This window comes from Reyranella sp., from assembly GCF_965227665.1.
In the GTDB taxonomy this organism is placed as follows: domain Bacteria; phylum Pseudomonadota; class Alphaproteobacteria; order Reyranellales; family Reyranellaceae; genus Reyranella.
In genome coordinates this window covers 1249553-1270460 of record NZ_OZ245767.1, presented here as the reverse complement: position 1 = coordinate 1270460, position 20908 = coordinate 1249553, and the positions used below count along the sequence as shown (strand labels likewise).

Annotated in this window: 21 protein-coding genes; 14 read left to right on the top strand and 7 right to left on the bottom strand. The window is 66.7% G+C overall.

Features of this window, described 5'->3' with window-relative positions; all coding sequences use genetic code 11:
- The first annotated feature begins 10 nt into the window (after positions 1-10).
- The 10 genes from gstA (ACO07I_RS06135) (at position 11) to ACO07I_RS06090 (ending at position 8785) form a co-directional block, all read left to right on the top strand.
- The gene (gstA, locus tag ACO07I_RS06135; protein WP_422015353.1) at positions 11-688 is read left to right on the top strand and encodes a glutathione transferase GstA; all 678 of its coding nucleotides are present in this window, start codon (positions 11-13) and stop codon (positions 686-688) included.
- 2 nt (positions 689-690) lie between these two features.
- A complete protein-coding gene (locus ACO07I_RS06130; RefSeq protein WP_422015351.1) occupies positions 691-1680 on the top strand; it encodes a Bug family tripartite tricarboxylate transporter substrate binding protein in 990 nt (329 codons plus the stop codon).
- A 28-nt stretch (positions 1681-1708) separates the two neighbouring features.
- Positions 1709-2347 carry a glutathione transferase GstA gene (gene gstA / locus ACO07I_RS06125; RefSeq protein WP_422015349.1) on the top strand — a complete coding sequence of 213 codons (639 nt, stop codon included), beginning with the start codon at positions 1709-1711 and terminating at the stop codon, positions 2345-2347.
- Complete coding sequence (locus ACO07I_RS06120) at positions 2344-3396, top strand: cyclase family protein (protein ID WP_422015347.1); 1053 nt, start codon at positions 2344-2346, stop codon at positions 3394-3396. Before gstA (ACO07I_RS06125) ends, ACO07I_RS06120 begins: the two co-directional genes overlap by 4 nt.
- Before the next feature lie 20 nt (positions 3397-3416).
- Positions 3417-4409: a tripartite tricarboxylate transporter substrate binding protein gene (locus ACO07I_RS06115; RefSeq protein WP_422015345.1), complete on the top strand. Its 993-nt coding sequence runs from the start codon at positions 3417-3419 to the stop codon at positions 4407-4409.
- A complete protein-coding gene (locus ACO07I_RS06110; RefSeq protein WP_422015343.1) occupies positions 4406-5080 on the top strand; it encodes a GntR family transcriptional regulator in 675 nt (224 codons plus the stop codon). Before ACO07I_RS06115 ends, ACO07I_RS06110 begins: the two co-directional genes overlap by 4 nt.
- Positions 5081-5146: 66 nt before the next feature.
- Positions 5147-6118: a Bug family tripartite tricarboxylate transporter substrate binding protein gene (locus ACO07I_RS06105; RefSeq protein WP_422015341.1), complete on the top strand. Its 972-nt coding sequence runs from the start codon at positions 5147-5149 to the stop codon at positions 6116-6118.
- Between the two features lie 86 nt (positions 6119-6204).
- Positions 6205-6810: a hypothetical protein gene (locus ACO07I_RS06100; RefSeq protein ID WP_422015339.1), complete on the top strand. Its 606-nt coding sequence runs from the start codon at positions 6205-6207 to the stop codon at positions 6808-6810.
- A gap of 113 nt (positions 6811-6923) precedes the next feature.
- On the top strand, positions 6924-7688 hold the full coding sequence (locus tag ACO07I_RS06095) for an SDR family oxidoreductase (protein WP_422015337.1): 765 nt from the start codon (positions 6924-6926) through the stop codon (positions 7686-7688).
- A gap of 2 nt (positions 7689-7690) precedes the next feature.
- Complete coding sequence (locus ACO07I_RS06090) at positions 7691-8785, top strand: malate/lactate/ureidoglycolate dehydrogenase (RefSeq protein ID WP_422015335.1); 1095 nt, start codon at positions 7691-7693, stop codon at positions 8783-8785.
- A 4-nt stretch (positions 8786-8789) separates the two neighbouring features.
- Here ACO07I_RS06090 and ACO07I_RS06085 read toward each other — a convergent pair whose 3' ends face one another.
- Complete coding sequence (locus ACO07I_RS06085) at positions 8790-10487, bottom strand: hypothetical protein (protein ID WP_422015333.1); 1698 nt, start codon at positions 10485-10487, stop codon at positions 8790-8792.
- Positions 10488-10576: 89 nt separating this feature from the next.
- Here ACO07I_RS06085 and ACO07I_RS06080 point away from each other — a divergent pair, with 89 nt between their 5' ends.
- Both ACO07I_RS06080 and ACO07I_RS06075 read left to right on the top strand, forming a co-directional pair.
- Complete coding sequence (locus ACO07I_RS06080) at positions 10577-10876, top strand: hypothetical protein (RefSeq protein WP_422015331.1); 300 nt, start codon at positions 10577-10579, stop codon at positions 10874-10876.
- A 99-nt stretch (positions 10877-10975) separates the two neighbouring features.
- Positions 10976-11947 (top strand): Bug family tripartite tricarboxylate transporter substrate binding protein, encoded by a 972-nt coding sequence (locus ACO07I_RS06075; RefSeq protein WP_422015329.1) that lies wholly within the window; start codon positions 10976-10978, stop codon positions 11945-11947.
- Here the strand turns inward: ACO07I_RS06075 and ACO07I_RS06070 are convergent.
- The 3 genes from ACO07I_RS06070 to ACO07I_RS06060 are packed head-to-tail and all read right to left on the bottom strand — an operon-like array spanning position 11934 to position 14582.
- Entirely contained in the window at positions 11934-13283 is a 1350-nt protein-coding gene (locus ACO07I_RS06070) for an MmgE/PrpD family protein (RefSeq protein ID WP_422015327.1), read from the bottom strand. The two genes, ACO07I_RS06075 and ACO07I_RS06070, sit on opposite strands and share 14 nt — an antisense overlap.
- A 28-nt stretch (positions 13284-13311) precedes the next feature.
- Positions 13312-13800, bottom strand: coding sequence for a hypothetical protein (locus ACO07I_RS06065; protein ID WP_422015325.1), 489 nt, complete (start codon positions 13798-13800; stop codon positions 13312-13314).
- Between the two features lie 17 nt (positions 13801-13817).
- Complete coding sequence (locus ACO07I_RS06060; protein WP_422015323.1) at positions 13818-14582, bottom strand: SDR family NAD(P)-dependent oxidoreductase; 765 nt, start codon at positions 14580-14582, stop codon at positions 13818-13820.
- 82 nt (positions 14583-14664) lie between these two features.
- Between ACO07I_RS06060 and ACO07I_RS06055 the strand changes: the two genes are divergently transcribed.
- Positions 14665-15465, top strand: coding sequence for an SDR family NAD(P)-dependent oxidoreductase (locus ACO07I_RS06055; protein WP_422015321.1), 801 nt, complete (start codon positions 14665-14667; stop codon positions 15463-15465).
- 47 nt (positions 15466-15512) lie between these two features.
- Here ACO07I_RS06055 and ACO07I_RS06050 read toward each other — a convergent pair whose 3' ends face one another.
- The 3 genes from ACO07I_RS06050 to ACO07I_RS06040 are packed head-to-tail and all read right to left on the bottom strand — an operon-like array spanning position 15513 to position 17650.
- Positions 15513-16067, bottom strand: a complete 555-nt coding sequence (locus ACO07I_RS06050; RefSeq protein WP_422015319.1) for a tyrosine phosphatase family protein — start codon at positions 16065-16067, stop codon at positions 15513-15515.
- A gap of 9 nt (positions 16068-16076) precedes the next feature.
- Positions 16077-16814 (bottom strand): sulfite exporter TauE/SafE family protein, encoded by a 738-nt coding sequence (locus ACO07I_RS06045; RefSeq protein ID WP_422015317.1) that lies wholly within the window; start codon positions 16812-16814, stop codon positions 16077-16079.
- Positions 16814-17650 carry an alpha/beta fold hydrolase gene (locus ACO07I_RS06040; protein WP_422015315.1) on the bottom strand — a complete coding sequence of 279 codons (837 nt, stop codon included), beginning with the start codon at positions 17648-17650 and terminating at the stop codon, positions 16814-16816. Before ACO07I_RS06040 ends, ACO07I_RS06045 begins: the two co-directional genes overlap by 1 nt.
- Positions 17651-18126: 476 nt before the next feature.
- Here ACO07I_RS06040 and ACO07I_RS06035 point away from each other — a divergent pair, with 476 nt between their 5' ends.
- On the top strand, positions 18127-20904 hold the full coding sequence (locus ACO07I_RS06035; RefSeq protein ID WP_422015313.1) for a glycosyltransferase: 2778 nt from the start codon (positions 18127-18129) through the stop codon (positions 20902-20904).
- Positions 20905-20908: the final 4 nt, after the last annotated feature.

The window sequence follows — 20908 nt, the reverse complement described above, 5'->3', positions numbered from 1 at the left end:
ACGGCCGACCATGAAGTTCTTCCATGAATCCCATGGCTGCTCACTGGCCGTCGACATCGTCGCGCGCGAGCTTGGCATCCCGCTGGAGATCGTCTGGGTCGACATGCAGCGCAAGCTGTTGCCCGACGGCACCGACCTGTACGCGATCAATCCGAAAGGGCAGGTGCCGTCGCTGCAGCTGCCCGACGGCCAGTTCCTCAGCGAAGGGCTGGCGATCATGCAGTACCTGGTCGACCAGCGGCCGGACAGCGACCTCGCGTCGACCGCGCGGGGCGCGGAGAAGTACCGCGTCCTCGAATGGATGAGCTTCATCGGGTCGGACCTGCACAAGGGCGGCTTCATGCCGCTCTTCAAGAAGACGACGCCGCCCGATTATCGACCGATCGCGCTGCAGCACATCGCCGGTCGTCTGGAGTGGCTGAACCGCCATCTGGCCGATCGCGACTATCTCGTGGGCGACCGCTTCACCATCGCCGACGCGCATTGCTACGCGATCGTCATCTGGACGAAGCGGCACGCGATCGACGTCACACCCTGGCCCAGGCTCGAAGCCTACATGGCTCGGATCGCCGCCCGCCCGTCGGTGCGCGCCGCCGTCGAGGCCCAGCTCGTCCAGGAAGAGCTGGAAGCCAAGGCGCGTGCGGTGGTGCCCGAGAGCCGGCGCGATATCGCCCCCGAGGCGTCGTGACCATGAACGCCGCCAGCATGAAGCCCGTCTCGCGCCGGATTGCCGGCCTGCTCGCCATCGGCCTGGGCTGCGCGCTGGCGATCTCCTCCGCGAGCGCGGCCTATCCGGAGAGGCCTGTAAGCCTGGTCGTCACGTTCGAAGCTGGCGGCGCATCCGACGTATCGGCGCGCGTCGTGGCGAAGGCTCTGTCGGAAGTGCTCAAGCAGCCGGTCATCGTCCAGAACCAGCCGGGCGCAGGCGGACGTATCGGTACACGGCGCGTGGCGGGCGCCGAACCGGACGGTTACACCCTTCTGTGGGGCAGCGGCAGCACACTTACCGCCGCGCCGGCGCTCTATCCGGATGAAAAGTATCTGGCGACGCTGTTGCCGGTTGGCGTGGGCGCGCTGCAGCCGTTCCTCTTCGTGACCACGCCCGCGACAGGCGCCAAGACGGTCGCGGAACTCGTCGCGCTCGCAAAGCAGAAGCCCGGTCAGCTCAACTTCGCCTCGGCGGGGATCGGATCGAGCAATCATCTGTTGGGTGAGATCTTCATGTCTGCGACCGGCACGAAGTTCACCCACGTGCCCTACAAGGGTGCAGCGCCTGCTCGAGACGCCATGATCCGGGGCGATGCGCAACTGATGGACGAAGTGACCGCGACTTTGTTGCCTCAGATCAATGCCGGCCAGCTGGTTCCATTGCTCACCACCAGTCAGACGCGCGATCCCGAGTTGCCGGGAGTGCCAACTGCGGCAGAGGCCGGACTGCCCGATCTGGCCATCACGGGCTTCTTCGGCGTCATGGCACCGCCCAAAATGTCACCGGAACTGCTCGCGACCCTGAGCGACGCGATGAAGAAGGCGTTGCTGTCGGAAGAACTCAAGAAGTCGTTCGCCAGCATGCGTCTCGATGTCGGTAGCGGATCTGCGGAAGACCTGGCCGGCCTCATTGCCCGTGGACGCGAGCGCTACAGCAAGATCGTCGCCGAACGCAATATTCGCGTCGACTAACCCTCATCTGCCAACCGAATGAGAAACCATGAAACTCTATCATGAAGTCCGCGGCTGCTCCCTTGCAGTCGACATCGTCGCCCGCGAGCTCGGCGTCCCGCTCGAGCTGATCTGGGTCGACGTGCCGCGCAAGCTGCTTCCCGACGGTTCCGACTACTACAAGGTCAATCCCAAGGGACAGGTTCCGGCGCTCGAACTGCCCAATGGCGAGTACCTCACCGAGGGCGCCATCATCATGCAGTACCTCGCTGACCAGCGGCCGGGCAGCGACCTGTGCGCCGCGCCGGGCACGCTGCAGCGTTACCGCATCATGGAGTGGATGAGCTTCATCGCCTCCGACCTTCACAAGGGCGGGTTCATGCCGCTCTTCAAGAAGACGACGCCCGACGACTACCGGCCGTTGGCGCGCCAGCTCGTGGTTTCGCGCATGAAGCTGCTCGACGAGCACCTGGCGGAGCGCGACTACCTGACCGGTCCGGTCTTCACCATCGCCGATGCCCATTGCTACGCGATCGCGATGTGGACGCACTATCACGACATCGATCTCGCGCCGTGGCCCAACCTTTCGGCCTACCTGGAGCGGATTGGCAAGCGCCCGAGCGTGCAGGCGGCCAAGGCGGCGGAACGCGCGGAAGCGAAGCGCCAGGGCTACGAGGGCAAGGTATGACCGCGCGCTGGAGCCACCGGCCGGACGGGTCGAACTGGGGCGAGTTCGGTCCCGATGACCAGCTCGGCGCGATGAACCTGGTCGGCCCAGAGCAGGTTTTGAAGGGCTTGGCCGAGGCCCGGACGGGCAAGACGTTCAGCCTGTCGCTGCCGCTCGACCTGCCCGGCGGTAACGCCCTGCATCCGAGCCGCCATCCGCCGCGGCGGTTCGCGACCCTGCGGGCCGGCAAGAGCGCGGGCGAACAGTGCTTCTGCTTCGCCCTGCAGCGCGACAACCCGCTGCTCACCGACGTCGTGTCCGACGATGTCGTATTGCTGCACACGCAGTATTCGACGCAGTGGGACGGGCTCGCCCACATGGGCAGCCTGTTCGACTCCGACGGCAGCGGCAAGCCCGAGATCACCTTCTACAACGGCTACCGCCCGCGGCATGGCCTGACGGTCGCGGAGCGCTGCGAGCGCAGCGAGGCGTGGGCGACCTACGAGAATCCGCGTGCCGACGTTCTCGGTATCGAGAACATGGCGCGCCACGGCGTCCAGGGCCGGGCCGTGATGGTCGATCTCGCGCACCATTACGGCCGGGAGAACCATGCGGTCGGCTACGACGATCTGCAGCGCATCCTCAAGAAGGACGCCGTCGAGATCGAGAAGGGCGACATGGTGTGCTTCTACGCCGGTCTCGACGAGCTGATCCTCGGCATGGGGGGCAAGCCCGATGCGGCGGTCCTCCAACGCTCCTGTGCCGGTCTCGACGGCCGCGACAAGCGGCTCCTCTCCTGGATCACCGATACCGGCATCGCGGCGCTGATTTCCGACAATTTCGCCGTCGAACTGATGGCGAAGGATGCGCCGCAAACCTCCCACGCGCTGCTGCCGCTGCACGAGCACTGCCTGTTCAAGAACGGCATCCATCTCGGCGAGCTGTGGTTCCTGCGCGACCTCGCCGGATGGCTGAGGAAGAACGGAAGGAATCGCTTCCTGCTGACGGCGCCGCCCCTCAATCTCCCGGGCGCGGTGGGGTCACCCTTGACGCCCATCGCCACAGTGTGAGGCGAACTCCGGAGGTTACGATGAAGCGCAGGTTCTTCAACATGTCGGCCCTGGCCGCGGCGACCGCAGCTGCGGCCGGGCTCGGCCGGCCCACGGCGCCGTGGGCGCAGGGAACCTCCTTCCCGCCGATCGTGTCGCTCGTCGTTCCTTTCGCGCCGGGCGGCGGCGCGGACCAGCTTGCCCGCGAGTTCGCCAATGCGGCGGCGCCGCTGCTGCCGGGCACGACCTTCGTGGTCGACAACAAGCCCGGCGCCAACGGCGTCATCGCCAACCGGCATGTCGCGCGGCAGAAGCCGGACGGCGCGACCTTCCTGCTGGGGACCTCGAGCACCCATGCGCTCGGCCCGCTGATCCATCGCGGGGATGTCGACCCGGTGGCCGACTTCGCGCCGGCCACGCTGCTGGCCGAGACGGCGACGGCATGGGCCGTGCTTGCAACGTCGCCCTGGAAGACACTGCAGGAGGCGATCGCGGCGGCACGGCAGAAGCCGGTCACCTACGGCACGTTCGGTGCCGGCTCCTCCGCCCATCTCTATGGGCTGGTTCTGGCCGGCGCCACCGGCGCGAAGCTCGAGCACGTTCCTTACAAAGGCTCAGCCCAGGCCATCACCGACCTTTTGGCCGGGCACGTCGACTCGGTCTTTCTTACGACCAGCGCGCTCGACGCGATGACGAAGCAGGGCCGGATCCGGCTGCTCGCGGTGAGCGGCGACAAGCGCACGCAGCTGCTGCCCGATGTCCCGACCTTCAAGGAACAGGGCGTGCCCCAGCTCGAGTTCAACGGCTGGTTCGGTCTCTTCGGCCCCAAGGGCACGCCGGCCCCGTTGCTCGACCGGCTCGCCGGCGTGGCCAAGACGCTGGGCGAGGATCAGCCGTTCCGCACCCGTCTCGTCTCCCAGGGCTACGACTGGGTCGGCTCCACCCCGGACGCGCTGGCGCGCGAACTGGCGAGGACGATGGAGATCTACACCCGGATCGTCGCGACCACGCCGGCCGGGGAGCTCTCACGATGAGCGATAACGGCATGAACGGCGCCGAAAGCGCGACCCCGCTGCGCAAGCAGGCGGAGGAGGATCTGCGCAAGGCGATCCTGTCGGGCAGGTACGACGCGGGCGAGCGCCTGAAGGAGCGCCAGCTCATGGAGACGCTGGGGGTCAGTCGCACCCTGCTGCGCGAGGCCTTGCGTCAGATCGAGGCGGAGGGGCTGGTCACGCTCGTGCCCAACCGCGGTCCCGTGGTCTCGGTCCTCTCGTACGAGGATGCCGAGGAGATCTACGAGGTGCGCGGCATCCTCGAGGCGCAGGCCTGTGCGGGATTCGCGCTGCGCGCTTCCAGTGCCCATGTCCGCAAGCTGCAGGACGTGTTCGCCAACCTGAAGCGGGCCGCCGAGGCCGGCGACGTCTCGCGCACGCTGGAACTCAGCACCGACTTCTACGACGTCATCCTCGAAGGCAGCGGCAACAAGGTGCTGAGCTCGATGCTCAAGCTCCTGCACAACCGTATCGTGCTGCTGCGCCGGACGTCCCTGTCCGAGCCCGACCGCCTTCCCGAAACGCTAGACGAGCTGACCCGGATATACGAGGCGCTTTGCGCACGCGACGAGTCCGCAGCCAGCAAGGCCTCGCAGCACCATGTCCGCCAGGCCTCCCGGGCCGCCCTGCGCATCATGCGCCAGCGGCAGTAGGGACGGCATGCCCGGCAGGATTTCAGTTTGCCGGCAACTGAGCCGGTTCTCACGGGGGAAGGCTCCATGTCGTCGATCAGAATCCTGTCTGCCATACTGCTCCTGGCCCTGAGTCTCTCAGGGCCGGCGAACGCGCAAGCGACCTATCCGGCGAAGCCGATCACACTGGTGGCGGCCTTCGCCCCGGGCGGCGCCACCGACACGGCGGCCCGTATCATCGCCAAGGAACTCTCGATCGAACTGGGGCAGCCGGTCGTCGTCGACAACCGCGTCGGGGCTGGTGGCGCGATCGGCGCGGCCTCCGTCGCACGGGCGGCGCCGGACGGCTACACGCTGCTGCTGGGGACGGGATCCGAGATGGTGGTCCTGCCTGCGGTCAAGATCGTGCCGCCCTACGATGCGCTGAGGGACTTCACGCCCATCGCCGAGATCGGCACCGTCACCTTCGTCTTGGTGGCGCATCCCTCGGTCTCCGCCAACAGTGTCCAGGAGCTGATCGCGCAGGCACGTGCTAATCCCGGCAAGCTCTCCTTCGCCTCGTTCGGCATGGGCTCGACCAACCATCTGCTAGGCGAACTCTTCATGAAGAAGTCGGGCACCGACCTGCTGCACGTGCCTTACAAGGGCAGCGCCGCCGCCGCGACCGACCTCGTGGCCGGCGAGGTGAAGCTCTCCTTCGACACCACGACCGTCGCGATGCCGCTGGTGCAGAGCGGCAAGCTCAAGGCACTCGGCCTCCTGTCGCCGCAGCGTTCCGATGCGGCGCCCGGCGTTCCGACCCTGGCTGAGAGTGGTGTCGCCCTGTCGGTCGTCGGCTGGGTCGGCATGGTGGGCCCGCGCGGCATGCCCGCCCCGATCGTCGACCGCCTCAACAAGGCGATCAACAAGGTCCTGGCGATGCCCGCCATCGTCCAGTCGTTCAAGGACCGCGGCGTCACCGTCGTAACCGCCACGCCCGACGGATTCGGCCAGTTCATCCGGTCGGAGGTCAAGGAGTGGACGCAGGTCGTGAAGGATGCCGGCGTGAAGATCGAATAGCACCCGTCACCGGGAGCGACGAAGAGGGGCTTGCCGCAGGGCAGGTCCCTCTTCTTTTTCGACCGGTCTTTTCCTAAGCTGGGTCGATGACGCAGCGTGTTTGGCGCCTGACTGGATTGGCCTGGGCGTTCTTGTGGGGCGCGCATGCTTCTGGTGTCGCTCCTTCTGCGGCACAGGAAGCCGCACCCTGCAGCCTCCAGTACCTCTTGCAGAACGATCCTGCTTACTGGAGCGAGGCGTCATACACGGTCAACGTGAAGTGTGTTCAAGCGCTTCGAGCCGAACTGAAGACGCTTTCGGTGCCGACGTCGGAAAGCAGATACCTCAAGTTGCACCTTGGCCTTTGGGATGGGGACAAAGCCGTCATAACGGCAGGCCTCACCGCTCTATGCCGCGATACGTCTTACGCTCGGGCTTGCTCGGCGGCAGCCAACCTGATGCTCAATGAGCGGCTGGGTTCGGAGACTGAGACAATTCAGCTGCTGGAGATGGCCGCTGCCGGGCGCATGCCCGCTGCCGACATATCGCTCGGCGATCTTTATCTGCTTCGCTTTCGAATCAGTCGGGACAGTCGTGACCTCTGCCGCGCTTATACGTTCTGGCAGACCGGAGCCGCGCTGGGAGATCCAGACGGAGGACGTCGGCTCGACTGGGTGCAGTCCGAACTCAAGCCGAACTGTGCGGAGAGTTGAGAGCGCATCTCCGCGCGACGGGATCAATATGAAAGCGTAGGCTCGCGAGCGCGCGGCCGGGCCGCACGACACTGGGAACAATGGACCTGGAAGAGAAGCGAGGAGAGAGCGAGATGGGCATTCTGACGGGCAAGGTCGCATGGGTGACGGGTGCGGGGTCGGGCATCGGGCAGGCGGCGGCAGTGGCGCTGGCCAAGGACGGTGCGACCGTGGTGCTGACCGGGCGCCGCCGCGAGGCGCTCGAAGAGACAGCCGAGATGATCCGTAAGGCGGGCGGCACGGCCGAGGTGAAGCCGGCCGACCTGATGAAGGCATCAGCGGTCGAGAAGACCGTTGCGGCGATCGCCAAGAAGCACCGCCGCATCGACATCCTGGTCAACAATGCGGGCCTCAACATCCAGAAGCGGAGCTGGAAGCAGCTGACGCCCAAGGGGGTCGACGAGGTCGTGCACGGCAACCTGTCGAGCGCCTTCTACTGCACCTCGGCGGTGCTGCCGCTGATGCGCAAGAACAAGGGCGGCGTTCTGATCCACACCTCCTCGGTGGCCGGCAAGGTACCGAGCCTGCTGTCGGGCCCGGCCTATTCGGCGGCCAAGCACGGCGTGGTGGCGATGAGCCACACGATCAACATGGAGGAATGCGTCAACGGCATCCGCTCCTGCGTGGTCTGCCCGGGTGAGGTGGCGACGCCGATCCTCGACAAGCGCCCGGTGCCGATCACCCCGGCCGAGCGCAAGCGCATGGCGCAGTCGGAGGATGTCGGTGATCTGATCCGCTACATCGCCTGCCTGCCGCCGCACATCGTCATCAACGAGGTGATGATCAACCCGACCTGGAACCGCGGCTACGTCGCGAGCCTGCAGCGCGGAAAGTCCTGACCATGGGGAGCGTGACGATCAAGGCGAAGGAGCTGGAATCCTTCGTGGCGGACATCTTTGCCGCCGCGGGATGCTCGAAGGAGGAGGGCGGTCGCATCGGCCGCTACCTCGTGAGCGCGAACCTGTCGGGCCACGACAGTCACGGCGTGGTGCGCGTGCCGCGCTATGCCTCGCAGAAGAAGAGCGGCACCGTCATTGCCGACGTGACGGTCGACGTGCTGGTCGACACGCCGGTGATCGCCGTGGTCGACGGCAAGTACGGGTTCGGCCAGACGGTGACGCCGCAGGCTGTCCAGATCGGCATCGAGAAGTGCCTGAAGAATGGTCTTTCGGCTGTGACCCTGCGCAATGCGGGCCATGTCGGCCGGGTCGGTGACTGGGCCGAGATGGCGGCCGAGGCGGGCCTCGTCTCGGTGCATTTCGTCAATGCCTCGGGCAGCGTCCTGGTGGCGCCCTATGGCGGCGTCGAGCGCCGCTTTTCGACCGCGCCCTATTGTGTCGGTGTCCCGAGGCCGGGCGAGGATCCGCTGGTCCTCGACTTCGCCACCTCGATCGTGGCCGAGGGCAAGGTCCTGGTGACGAGCCAGGGCGGCAAGAAGCTGCCGGAGGGCGCGCTGATCGGCCCGGACGGCAAGCCGAGCGCCGACCCGCATCTGCTCTACGGCGACTACACGCCCACGGGCCCGCGCGACCACAGCAAGGGCACCGGCGCCATCCGTGCCTTCGGCGACCACAAGGGATCGGGCCTCGCCTTCATGTGCGAGATCCTGGGCGGCTCGCTGTCGGGCACAGGCGCGACCGATCCCAAGCGCGGCCGCTTCGCCAACGGCATGCTCTCCTTCTACGTCGACCCCAAGGTGTTCGACGCCGAGGGCTTCTTCCCGACGGACATTGCCAAGTACGTCTCGTTCGTGAAGGGCTCCAAGCCGGCCACGCCCGGCGTCGAGATCCTGGTGCCGGGCGAGCAGGAATCGCGCACCCGGGCCCAGCGTCTCGCCGACGGCGTACCGCTGCCGGACGATACCTGGGCCGCCATCGTGGAGACCGCGCGCTCGGTCGGCCTCGACGAGCGGCGCATCCAGCAGGCGACGATGTAAGTCGTCAGCGGCCGGCGGCGGGCTGCAGCCGGTATAGGGAGCCCGCAACCGGATCGACCGCCGCCGGCCTGGCCGCGAAGTCGGTGCGCAGCATGCGTTGCAGCGCACCGAGCCGGGCGGCGTCGGCGACCATGCCGGTCTCGGTCAGCAGCTGGGCTTCGGGAATGTCCCACAGGCGGACGACGATCACCTCGTAGCCGAGGGCAAGCGCGCGGTCGATCTGTCGACGCAGGGATTCGACGTGCCGCTCCGCGCTCCAGTCGGGATGGCGCAGGACGTCGCCGGTGAAGCCGATCCATTTGAACTTCGGCAGCGCCTGCGGCGCCGGCCCCAGCCCAGCGATACCGGGCTCCGCCGTGCCCCAGTGCAGCGAGGCATAGACCATCGTCCAGTCGAAATCGTGCAGCAGGAAGACGGTGCGCGCAGGATCGCTCTCGTGCTCGAGCCGCTCGATGGCGTTGCGCCACTTGCTGTCGAGGCCGCGCAGAGGCGCGATGCTCCAGACATTGTAGGCGAACAGCGCCACCGTCGCCGCAGCCATCGCGGCGAGGCCGCGCGCCGGCCAGCGCCGGCGCGCGGCCAGCAGTACCAACGCCCAGGCCGGTGTCACCCAGGCCATGACGTTGATCTGCATCTGCGGGTCCTGCGGCTGGGAATAGAGGTTGAAGACCTCGCCGGCGAGGAAGGTCACGCCGAATACGGCCAGCAAGGCGCGCGCACGGCCCTCGTCGCGGGTGGGCCACAGCATTGAACTCGCGACGAAGGCGATCCCCACCAACAAGAAAGTCGTGACGAAGCGCCAGATGTCCCAGCCGGGAAGCCAGTCGAACGTCGTGACGCCGGTTCCCAGGAGGTAGGCCACGATGCCATCCCACAGATAGCCGACCTTGGCCCAGGTGAAGCCTGCCCACACTGAGCGCACCGCCTTGCCGGTCCAGATGAGATCGAACGGTCCGACGGCGCCGGTGTGACCGTGCCAGGCCATCGCCACGACCGCAGTCGTGGCGAGCATGCAGGCGAGGAACAGGGCGATCCAGGCGATGCGCCTTTTCAGGCGAGGTTCGCAGAACCAGAGGGCGGCGAGCATCGCCGGCAGGGTGGGGAACATCAGCCGCCATTCGAACAGCCAGCCGGTCGAGAACAGCACAGCGACCGCCGCGACCCGTGCCGCCGACGGGTGCGCGAACCAGACCGCAGCGAGCGCCATCGCGGCGAACATCACCGTGTAGCTCGGCATGATGTCCTCGTTGACGATGGCGAGGAACATCACGTGACTGGTCGCGAGGTGGAACGCGCCCGTCAGCAGGCCGATGATTCGGTCGCCCGTCATGGCGCGGGCGAGCAGGTAGGCCACGCCCGTGCAGAGGCTGGCGCTTGCCGCGTTGAGGATCGTGAGCTGCCGCCGGGGATCGCCGGCAAAGACACCGAGCAGGTCGAGCAGGCGGCAGAGGGCTCCATAGATCGGGTAGAACAGATAGTTCGAGGGGTAGAGCGGTGCATGCGCCGGATCGACCACCCAGGGCGTCAGCTCGAGGCTCTTGAAGACGCCGTTGCCCGTCAATCCGCCTTGCGCATTGTCGAACCAGAGGATCAGGGCAATCAGCACGGCGCTGCTGCCGACGACGAGCAACGCGAGATCGAGGAACGTTCCGCGGTTCGAACGACTGTCCAGCCGGACGTCGGAGAGGGGCAGCGGGGTCATCGGATGGACAGCTGGCCGAGGCCACGGCGCTTGCGGCGGAAGCGCGGCGCGCGCACCATCGCGCCAGGCAACAGGAGCGAGCGGATAGCATGTATCGGGTAACTTCCCAGTTCAAGGCGACCATACTGGCGCGCTTTGCGGCGGCGCTGCATCAGCTCGACGACTGGAACCGCGAGCCCAACTGGAAGGAGGAGGAATGCCTCTTCCGAGCCCTGGGCTACATGAAGCGCGGCAACTTCAAGCTTGCCGAGGCGGAGCTGAAGGAACTGACAGGAATTTTCGCGTCGCCGCCGGACAAGAAGGCCGTCGCGCCGGAGGTCGGCCGGGAACGCTACACCAAAGCCCTGATGAAGCGCGGTTTGGCCCAGTTGAGAGGGGAAGCGGCCTGACGCCGTGCGAGAGAACCGAGATTGCCCCATGCCGACGTTTCAGTAGCCCTTGTCCGCGGTATTCTCAACGATACCGCCAATGAAGTTCCAGGAGGAAAGATGAAGAAGATGACGAGGCGCGCCGCCGGCGCGCTGGCGCTGGCTGTTGTCGCGAGTCCGGTCTGGGCGCAGGATTTCCCGTCCAAATCCCTCAAGCTCGTGGTGCCCTATGCGCCGGGCGGGGGCGCCGATTCGGTGGCCCGCATCGTCGCCAAGAAGGTTTCCGAGAATATCGGCCAGCCGATCGTGATCGAGAACAAGGGCGGGGCTGGGTCGATTGTCGGCACCGATCTCGTGGCCAAGGCCGAGCCCGACGGTTACACGCTGCTGCTCGGCCAGTCCGGCCCGATCTCGATCAATCCTGCCGTCTACAAGACGCTGCCGTACGATCCGGTAAAGGATTTCGCGCCGATCACCATGACGACGGCCTATCCCTATATCCTGGTCGTCAATTCCGAATCGCCCGCCAAGACGCTGCAGGAGTTCGTGGCGCTGGCGAAGAGCAAGCCCGGCGGCCTGAACTACGGGTCGACCGGCGTTGGCGCGGCCAATCATCTCGTGGCGGAGTTGTTCGCCAGCAAGGCGGGCCTCAAGATGACCCACGTGCCCTATCGAGGGACGGCGCTGGCGGTGGGCGATCTCGTCAGCGGCACGCTGAACGTCGTGTTCGGCGATCCGATCAGCGTCCTGCCGCACATCAAGTCCGGCAAGCTGCGTGCGCTGGCCGTCACCAGCCTGGAGCGATCGCCGGTGGCGCCCGAAGTGCCGACCGTCGCCGAAAGCGGCTATCGCGGCTTCGAGGCGCTGGCCTGGCATGGCATCCTGGCGCCGGCTAAGACGCCGCCCGCCGTCATCCAGAAGCTGAACGCCGAGATCGTGAAGGCGCTGGCCGATCCTGCCACCAAGGAACTGCTGGAGAAGCAGGCCATGCAGACGGTCGGGAACTCGCCGGAAGCATTCGCGGCCTTCATCCAGAAGGACATTGCGACCTGGAAGGCCGTCGCGGCGGCCGCCAACGTCACCGTCGAGTAGGCACCGCCAGCGCCAGCAGCGAGGAGACATCCTCGCTGCGGTCGAGCGCCCACACCCCGTCGATCAGCGGCTGGATGTCGTGGTCCGGCTCCCAGCGCCGGGCCTCGTCGCGCAGCTTGGCCTCGATCTCGGCATCCTTCAGCGGATTCGACGAACTGCCGCGCGCCGCCTGGGTTGAAAGCGCGTGTTTCTTCCCATCGGCGGTCCAGATGTCCATTTCGGCGGCGATCGTCGAGATTCGATCGTCGCTCGTGCATTCGAACTTGCCGCGCAGGGCCTTGATGGCGGGATCCGCGACGCAGGCATCGGTCAGCTGGTCGAGGCCGGCCTTGCCGAGCAAGAGCGCCGCCGCCACGCAATGCTGCAGGCTGACCTGCGCCTCGCGGCCCGTGGCAATGTCGGCGCGATCCGTACGCTGCAGCAGCAGGGGATTGCCGCGCACGGCGATCCGCTCGACCGCCCCGTCGGGATGGGCGCGGCGCCAGTCGAGCGCGAGGTCGAGCAGCGGATGGATCACGAAGCCCGCGGCATAGGGTTTGATCGAGTTGTGATTGACCTGCCAGTCGGTGCCCAGGCCGTCGAGCAGGGCCGCCCAGTTGGGCGGCTCGCCCATGGCCGCGAGGAAGCCCTGCGCGCCGGCGATCGGCTCGGGCGGCCCGGCAAAGCCCTTTTCCGCGAGCAGTGCCGAGAACAGCCCGTTGCGCGCGGCATTGCCGACGCTGACGCTCTTGGCGGGCCAGCCCAGGCATTCGCAGAGCCCGGCGGACTGCGTCGCGGCGCTGCCCAGCGCCCACACGGTGCGCTCGGCGTCGAGGCCCAGCAGCTTGGCCGCGCCGGCCGCCGAGCCGAACACGCCGCAGGTCGAGGTGATGTGCCAGCCCTTGGGATAATGGCCGGGCGAGACCGCGCCGCCGACCCGGCACTCGATCTCGAAGCCAAGCGCGAAGGCCAGGAGCAGGTCCGGGCCGGTGACACGGCGGATTTCGGAAAGGGCCAGCAGCGCGGGTGCCAGCGGCGAGGTCGGGTGAACGACGGTCGGCAGATGGGTATCGCAATAGTCGAAGACGTTGGCGCCTGCCGCATTCAGGAAGGCGGCGGTCAGCGGATCGATGCGCTCCGAGCGACCGACGAGGGTGGCCTGCCGCCCGCCGGAGAACTCGCCCAGGGTCCGCAGCGCCAGTTCGACGGGTTCGGTCCGGCATCCCGCGATCGCCACCGCAAAGAAGTTCAGCAGGGCACGTTTGGCTTCGTGGCGGGCCTTGTCCGGAAGGTCGTCCCACTTCGTGTCGACGATGAAACAGGCCAGTTCCGGGGTAACGCCTTGTCTGGGCAGCATGATTACTCTTTCACTCAGGGAGACGGGTCTATTCGCGGACCGGAGAGCCTTCGAGTCGGAGCGGCGCATCGGCGGCGGGCTTGATGCCTTCGTCGAGCCGCAGGCAGCCGGCGTTCAGGCCGTCGCCTGGCTTCTTGTCGACCGGGGCGATGAACAGGGCGGTGACCTTGATGTCGCCCACGGCGAGGCGCGCCTCGCTCAGCCAGCGTGTGGCGCGGATCGAGGCGCCGCCCTTGTCGAGCGGGACCCAGCCGCAGAGTACGGTGCGTTCGCCCGACGGGTCGATGCGGACATGCGCCGTGTCGCTGCCCTTGAAGCTGCCGGCGGCGCTGTTCACTTGCCATTCGAAGGGGACGGCGCGGTAGAGCTTCGCATCGTCGGCCGAGACGTCGATGGTGCCGACATAGTCGGCCTTCGCCAGCGACGGATCGCGCAGCCAGCCCTGCGAGACCGCGACGGCGTAGAGCGCGAAGGCCGCGGCCGCCAGGAGCATCGCCCAGCGCGGAATGCCGGTCATGGTAAGGCGCGTCCCGATCAGGCGAGGATGGTCGTCAGGCCGCCATCGACCACCAGCGTATGGCCGGTGATGTAGCTGCCCGCATCGGACGCCAGCAGCAGCAGCGCGCCGCGCAGATCCTCGGGTTTTCCCCAGCGCGCGGCCGCGGTGCGGCGCTCGAGCATGTCGCTGAATTCCTTGTTCTGCTGCAGGGGAACGTTGAGCTCGGTCCGAATGTAGCCAGGCGCGATCGCGTTGGCGGTGACGTGCGGCCCGAACTCGGCCGCCAGATTCTTGGTAAGGCCGACGAGCCCGTGCTTGGCCGAGACATAGCCCGCCACCGAGGCGCGGCCGAGGACCGCCATGACCGACGAGATGTTGACGATGCGACCGTATTTGCGCGCCAGCATGTGACGGCCGACCTCGCGCGCCACGATGAACTGCGAGACCAGGTCGGTTTCGATCACCTTGCGAAAATCGGCCGTTGCTGTGTCGACGATGTCCTGGCGATGCACGATCCCGGCATTGTTCACCAGTACGTCGATGCGGCGATGCTTGCTCACGATCGACTGGATCTTGCCGACGACGTCGGCCTCGTCCGTCACGTCCATGGTGACAACGTGCGCCCGGCCGCCCTTGCGGTCGATGGCACGGGCCGTCGCTTCGAGCTCCTTCACCGTTCGGCCGGCGCAGACCACGGTGGCGCCGGCCTCCGCCAGGGCCAGCGCCATGTCGCGGCCCAGTCCGCGCGAGGCGCCGGTCACGAGCGCCACGCGATTCTTCATCGAAAACAGATCGGCCATGATCCCGCCTGAGGTGCGTTTCTTTGCCTAGAGGGCCGATCCTAGCCTATGAAAGGTGCCGCGAGATATCGGGAGAAGTGACATGGCGAAATCGAACAAGGTGGCGATCGTGACGGGCTCGGCGACCGGACTGGGCGCCTCCTGCGCGCTGGACCTGGCCGAGCGCGGCTGGAACGTCGCGATCAACTACACCAAGAGCAAGAAAGAGGCGGACGAGACCTACGAGGCGGTGAAGGCCAAGGGCGTCGAGGCGATCCTCGTCCAGGCCGACATGGGCCAGGACGCCGACTGCCGCAAGCTCGCCGACGAGACGATGAAGCAGTGGGGCCGCATCGACGGCCTGGTCAACAACGCCGGCACCACCAAGTTCCAGAACCAGGGCGACCTCGACGGCGTCACGCCGGAGGATTTCGATCGCATCCTGCGGGTGAACGTCACCGGCCCCTACATGATGAGCCGCGCGGTCTTTCCCATGATGAAGAAGCAGTGGGAGACCCAGCAGGACCGCGGCTCTATCGTGAACATCTCCTCGATCGCCGGCGTGATGGGTGTCGGCAGCTCGATTCCCTATGCCTGCTCCAAGGGCGCACTCAACACCCTGACGCTGACCCTGGCGCGCTGGTTGTCGCCGGCAGTGCGGGTCAACACGGTCTGCCCGGGCTTCATCCAAACGCGCTGGCTGCTGGGCGGCATGGGCGAGGAGAACTACAACAAGATGAAGATGGGCCAGGAGCAGAACACGCCGCTGCGCCAGGCCGGCACGCCCGAACAGATGTCGGAAGCCGTGATGTTCTTCCTGACCAGTGCCAGCAACATCACCGGCGAGTTCCTGATCGTCGACGCCGGCACCCATCTCGCCAGCTTGCCGATGAAGGCGCGGTGAGACTCTTCAAGGCATGATCCGGGCGTGGCGCAGGCCACGCCCAACAGTCAGGCCGGAATCTCGTGGCCGCGGCCAATGTTGCGGACCACTTCCGCGAGGTGCGGTTTGACCTCGAGCAAGGCCTTCCGGTAGGCGACGAGGCCGCGCAGCATGGCGCCGTCGCGCTTGAGCAGCGTGTCGGCAAACTCGACCATGCGGGTGTTGGGCCAGCCGTGCTTGCGCAGCTCCAGCAGCTTCAGGAAGGCCTGTTCCTCGGTTCCGGGCGCGAACTGCGTCATCAGGATGGCGGCCGCCGCAGTCGAGCGCGAAATGCCGGCGTGGCAGTGGACCAGGACATGCCCGTCGGGCCGCGCATGGACGCGCTCGCCGAACGCCAGCACCTTCTCGATATGGGCCTGCGTGCAGGCCTCGAAGCCGGGATACTCCGCCACCACGTCGTCGAAGCGGATCAGCTCGTGTTCGATGCTGGCGTAGGTGTCGAGCGCGGGCGGGCGCGGCTCGTGGGTGTCGATGATCGACAGGACGTGGCTTACGCCGACGGCGCAATGCTGCGGCAGCTCGGGAATGCCGCAGATCGTGACCTTGAAGAGGGGGAGGGACATGGCCCGACCCTACAACAAGCCACGCGCCATGTGCAGCCCGAGAGCCAGCAGCCCGATCAGGAAAACCCGGCGGAACATTTCAGGGGACAGGGCATTGCGCGACTTCTGGCCGAGCCAGACGCCGATCGAGGTGGGAAGGATGGCCGCAATCCCGCCAATGACGTTCGTGGCGTCGAAGGCGCCCTGACGGAACAGCGCGACCGTGAGCGAGCCGATCAGGAAGATGAAGAGGATACCCAGCGCCTGGACCAGGTCGTCCTTGTCGATGTCGAGCGACTGCATGTAGGGCAGGAACGGCACCGCCGCGATGCCGGTGAAGCCGGCGACGGCACCGCTGGCCGCGCCCATGATCGGGTTCATCCAGCGTTCGGCCCGGCGCGACACCCGCGGTCGCCAGGCGAGGAGAACGATGGTGGAATAGGCGGCCAGCATGACGCCCAGCCAGGCCGAAGCCTGGGCCGAGCCCAGCTTGTCCAGGGTGGCGGCCACGAGGATCAGCGTCACGGTCGCGGTGAGGGCGAGGGTCCAGAAGCGCCGGAACAGGCGCAGCAGTCCGTGCCCGTACGCCGCCTGCCAGATGTTCGTGACCAGGGTGGGAATCGTCATGATCGCCAAGGCATCTTCGAGCGGCACGGCCAGCGTCATCAGGCCCACGGCGATCGGCGGCAGGCCAATCCCGACCGCGCCCTTGGCGATCCCGGCAATGACGAAGGCGACGAAGATCACCAGGATCTGGACTTCGGTCATCAGCTCAGCACGCCCTTCACCAGCCGGTCGAACGCTTCCCAGAACAGGGCGCGGATCTCGTCGGTTTCCATCATGATCTCGTGGCGGGCATGGCCGATCGTGAAGTGCTCGCCGTGCTTCAGGCGCGCCACCAGCGGGGCGTGGGACCGGGAGTCGATCAGCCGGTCTTCGCCCGCGCTTATGACGAGAAGCGGAATGTCGATGCGTTCGAGATAGCCGGGGGCCTGGACGGCGGTCATCGAACGGACCGCCTGCCGGGACCAGCCGAGGGTCGGACCGCCCAGGGTGAGACGGGGATCGGCCGTGAACCAGTCCTCGGTAAAGCGGTATCGGCGCTCGTCATGGGTGACGAAGTTGGACGCGAATTCCCGCGCCAGAAGGACGAACGGACCCGTTCCGAAAAGGTAGCGTTCTTCGACGGCCGGCACTTCGGGCATGATCATCAGGACCGAGCGCAGCATCGCCTCCCGGCGGAGAGCCGTCATGGGGGCGACGAACAGGGCGGCGGAGAAGGGACCGGTCCCGTTCTCGGCCATTTCGCGCATCATGATGTGGCCGCCCATCGAATGGCAGAGGGCCAGAACGGGGCGGGGCGCCTCAGGCACAACGACCGTCTCCAGGAACAGGCGGAGGTCGGCCATGTAGGTGGAGAAGGTATCGATGTGTCCCTTGCCGCGATCCTCGAGCGGCCTGTCCGAGAGGCCCTGGCCGCGCCAATCCAGGGCCGCGACCGCAAAACCGCGGTCGAGCAGGTCCCCCACCACCTCGGTGGCGTACTTCTCGATGAACTCGCCGCGCCCGGTGAGGATGACGGCGGTGCCGCGAGGGACACCCAAGGCGTTCCACCACGCGTAACGAAGGAGTGCTCCCGCGCGCTCAAGAAAGCCGTAACGATCGGCCTCACGATAGGTTGCGCGAAGAGAGGAAGGGACCGCAGCGGGCGCTGCGGCGGGGGCCTGGTCGGTCATGGTTTGTGGCGTTTTGGCGAAGGACGGGCGACAAGGCCAGCGACAATTGGGCATTTTAGCCATCATCGGCTTGGGTCTCTTTACCGTACCCGGAGCCGCGGGCTATAGATTGCAGCGTCGCCTTACCGACTGCGAAGGGTCGCAGCCGAGGAAATCGGGCGCAAGGAAACCTCGAAGAGGTCCGCCGCACTGCGTGGTAGTCGGCTCGCTGGAAGAGTCGATCCGGGCACGGTCCTTGCGTCGACGAATGTCGTCCGCAGGAGACATGCGACCGCGATCCCGAAGCGAGCGTCAACCACCGGCGGATTTGCCGGAGCGATCGTCCCTTTATGATGCGTCGGGGCTTGGTTCTACTCATCGTCGTCGCGGCCACGCTGGTCGGTTGGCGTCTGCTTGACAGTCATGTGACCGCGGCCGACGTCGAAGGGCCGCTGCATGGCGTCACCTATGCCCCATGGGCGAAGGACCAGGATCCGCTGGCCGGCAAGGCAAGCGGTATCTGGAGTTTTCTGCGGACAGCGGTGAACGAGACCCCCACGCCGCAGATCAAGCCGCGCAAGGACCAGATCGAGCGTGACTTCGCGATGCTCGGCGGCAAGGTCAACTACGTCCGTACCTACCGCACGACCGATGGCGGCGACTCGATGCCGGCCCTGGCTGCCAAGTATGGCCTGAAGCTGGTGCCCGGCGCCTGGATCTACAGTCCGAACGAAGCCAAGCTGCAGTTCGGGCGCGAGGCGAGCGAGGTCAATGCCGAGGAGACCGGCGCGCTGATCCGAATGGCCAACCAGAACCCCAGCATCGAACGCGTCCTGGTCGGCAACGAGAACATCCTCCGCTTCGACGGCGAGAAGGATCTGCGCGACCCCAACGCCACCAGCCCCGCCCAGCTCATCCGCGAGATCCGCAACGTCAAGCGTAACGTCAAGGTCCCGGTCAGCACCGCCGAGCCGTGGCACATCTGGGAGCGCTACCCTGAACTGGCGCGGGAGGTCGATTACCTCGCCGTCCACATCCTGCCCTACTGGGACGAGCAATCGAGTTCGACGCCGCTCGAGTACGTGAAGGAGAAGATCGGGCTGCTGCGCAAGCTCTACCCGAACAAGAACATCATCGTGACCGAGGTCGGCTGGCCGTCCAACGGCGCCGCGCGCCGCAGCCCCGGTTCGGGTGTCGTGAAGTATGCGACGCCCGCCGAGCAGGCCAAGAACGTGCGCGACATGGTGGCGTGGCTGCGCTCCCAGAACATCGACACCTTCGTCGTCGAGGCCGTCGACCAGCCCTGGAAGTCCTACGACCTCGAAGGCAAGGCGGGCGGCTACTGGGGACTCTGGAACGCCGACCGGCAGCAGAAGTTCGCCTGGACCGGTTCGATCGAGACTTTCCCGCAATGGTTCTCTTGCGCGGCCTGGTCGCTGGCGGCCTCGCTGCCGCTGATGCTGCTCTTCCTGTGGCGCTGGCCGCGCCTCGGCATGGCGGGGCAGGTGGGCTTCTGCGCGCTCGTGGCGCTCTCGGCCAGTGCCGTGGCCTATGGCGCGTCCGTCGCCGCCGGGACCTACATGGTCGCCTCCGAGATGGTGGGCTGGGGCGTGCTCGCGTTCTTCCTGGTGGCCAGCCTTGGCATGGCGCTGGTGCAGGCGCTCGAGATGGCCGAGACGATCTGGCGCGGCCGCTGGACGCGCGAGGCGCTTCCCGCCGCCGAGATGATCGCGCGCCAGCCGGCGGACCGCGACTGGCCGAAGGTGTCGCTGCATCTCGCGATCTGCAACGAACCGCCATCCATGGTCATGCAGACGCTCGATTCGCTGGCCGGGCTCGACTATCCGAACTTCGAAGTCATCGTCATCGACAACAACACCAAGGATCCCGCGGTCTGGCGTCCGGTGCAGGACTACTGCGCCCAGCTCGGCGAGCGCTTCAAGTTCTTCCATTTCGACGTCATGAAGGGCTTCAAGGCCGGCGCGCTCAACTACGTGCTGAGCCAGACCGCGCCTGACGCCAAGGTGATCGGCGTCATCGACAGCGACTACATGGTGCGGCCGGACTGGCTGAAGGCGCTGGTGCCGTATTTCGACGATGCCAAGATCAGCTACGTGCAGGCGCCGCAGGACCACCGCGACTGGCGCGGCGACCGCTTCAAGGAAATGTTGAACTGGGAATATGCCGGCTTCTTCGATATCGGCATGTGCCTGCGCAACGAGTACGATGCCATCATCCAGCATGGCACGATGACCCTGGTGCGTCGCTCCTGCATGGAGGAGATGGGCGGCTGGGCGACCTGGTGCATCACTGAGGACACCGAACTCGGTCTCCGCCTGATGGAGAATGGCTACGGCGCCATGTACAGCCGCGAGCGCTTCGGCCACGGCCTGACGCCCGATCATTTCTCCGGCTACAAGAAGCAGCGCTTCCGCTGGGCCTATGGCGCCATGCAGATCATGAAGGCGCATGCCGGCAAGATGTTCTTCGGCGATACCAAGCTCACCTTCTGGCAGAAGTACCATTTCGTTGCCGGCTGGTTGCCCTGGTTCGCCGATGCGCTGAACCTGATCTTCACCTGGGCGGGGCTGGCCTGGGTTCTGGCGGTCGTCGTGCCGCCGCTGTTCGGCATGAAGCCGGTCGGCCTGCCGCCGTCCGAGTTCATCGCACCCACCATCGGCATCTTCGTCTTCAAGCTGCTCTATTCCTTCGGGCTGTATTTCGACCGCGTGCGCTGCACCTTCAGGCAGAGCATCGGCGCGTCCCTGGCGGGCCTGGCGCTGACCTACACGGTGGGGCGGGCGGTGATCTATGGCCTGGCGACCAGCCGTCTGCCCTTCATGCGCACGCCCAAGATGGACGAGCGCGCGACCCTGGGCATGGCGCTCGGCATGGCGCGCGGCGAGGCGATCCTGGCCGCGCTGCTGTGGATCGCGGCGGCCGTTCTGTGGTTCGGAAACGGTGTCGTCGACCCCGAGGCCCGGCTGTGGTCGCTGTTCATGATCGTGCAGTCGCTGCCCTACGCGGCCGCCGTCTACGTCTCCATGGTCAACGCCGTGGAGCAGATGCGGCATGCCGAACCGGTGTTCGAGGCGCCGGCCCCCGCGCCAGCGGCGGACCCGGCCCTGCAACCCGCACAATAGGGAG

What these genes read in the sequence shown, in the direction of transcription:
- ACO07I_RS06045 (WP_422015317.1), bottom strand. Translation starts at nt 16,814, where the DNA reads ATGACCGAAGTCCAGATCCTGGTGATCTTCGTCGCCTTCGTCATTGCC.
- ACO07I_RS06120 (WP_422015347.1), top strand. Translation starts at nt 2,344, where the DNA reads ATGACCGCGCGCTGGAGCCACCGGCCGGACGGGTCGAACTGGGGCGAG.
- ACO07I_RS06090 (WP_422015335.1), top strand. Translation starts at nt 7,691, where the DNA reads ATGGGGAGCGTGACGATCAAGGCGAAGGAGCTGGAATCCTTCGTGGCG.
- ACO07I_RS06060 (WP_422015323.1), bottom strand. Translation starts at nt 14,582, where the DNA reads ATGGCCGATCTGTTTTCGATGAAGAATCGCGTGGCGCTCGTGACCGGC.
- ACO07I_RS06095 (WP_422015337.1), top strand. Translation starts at nt 6,924, where the DNA reads ATGGGCATTCTGACGGGCAAGGTCGCATGGGTGACGGGTGCGGGGTCG.
- ACO07I_RS06105 (WP_422015341.1), top strand. Translation starts at nt 5,147, where the DNA reads ATGTCGTCGATCAGAATCCTGTCTGCCATACTGCTCCTGGCCCTGAGT.
- gstA (WP_422015353.1), top strand. Translation starts at nt 11, where the DNA reads ATGAAGTTCTTCCATGAATCCCATGGCTGCTCACTGGCCGTCGACATC.
- ACO07I_RS06075 (WP_422015329.1), top strand. Translation starts at nt 10,976, where the DNA reads ATGAAGAAGATGACGAGGCGCGCCGCCGGCGCGCTGGCGCTGGCTGTT.
- ACO07I_RS06050 (WP_422015319.1), bottom strand. Translation starts at nt 16,067, where the DNA reads ATGTCCCTCCCCCTCTTCAAGGTCACGATCTGCGGCATTCCCGAGCTG.
- ACO07I_RS06055 (WP_422015321.1), top strand. Translation starts at nt 14,665, where the DNA reads ATGGCGAAATCGAACAAGGTGGCGATCGTGACGGGCTCGGCGACCGGA.
- ACO07I_RS06065 (WP_422015325.1), bottom strand. Translation starts at nt 13,800, where the DNA reads ATGACCGGCATTCCGCGCTGGGCGATGCTCCTGGCGGCCGCGGCCTTC.
- gstA (WP_422015349.1), top strand. Translation starts at nt 1,709, where the DNA reads ATGAAACTCTATCATGAAGTCCGCGGCTGCTCCCTTGCAGTCGACATC.
- ACO07I_RS06110 (WP_422015343.1), top strand. Translation starts at nt 4,406, where the DNA reads ATGAGCGATAACGGCATGAACGGCGCCGAAAGCGCGACCCCGCTGCGC.
- ACO07I_RS06080 (WP_422015331.1), top strand. Translation starts at nt 10,577, where the DNA reads ATGTATCGGGTAACTTCCCAGTTCAAGGCGACCATACTGGCGCGCTTT.
- ACO07I_RS06130 (WP_422015351.1), top strand. Translation starts at nt 691, where the DNA reads ATGAACGCCGCCAGCATGAAGCCCGTCTCGCGCCGGATTGCCGGCCTG.
- ACO07I_RS06115 (WP_422015345.1), top strand. Translation starts at nt 3,417, where the DNA reads ATGAAGCGCAGGTTCTTCAACATGTCGGCCCTGGCCGCGGCGACCGCA.
- ACO07I_RS06070 (WP_422015327.1), bottom strand. Translation starts at nt 13,283, where the DNA reads ATGCTGCCCAGACAAGGCGTTACCCCGGAACTGGCCTGTTTCATCGTC.
- ACO07I_RS06085 (WP_422015333.1), bottom strand. Translation starts at nt 10,487, where the DNA reads ATGACCCCGCTGCCCCTCTCCGACGTCCGGCTGGACAGTCGTTCGAAC.
- ACO07I_RS06100 (WP_422015339.1), top strand. Translation starts at nt 6,205, where the DNA reads ATGACGCAGCGTGTTTGGCGCCTGACTGGATTGGCCTGGGCGTTCTTG.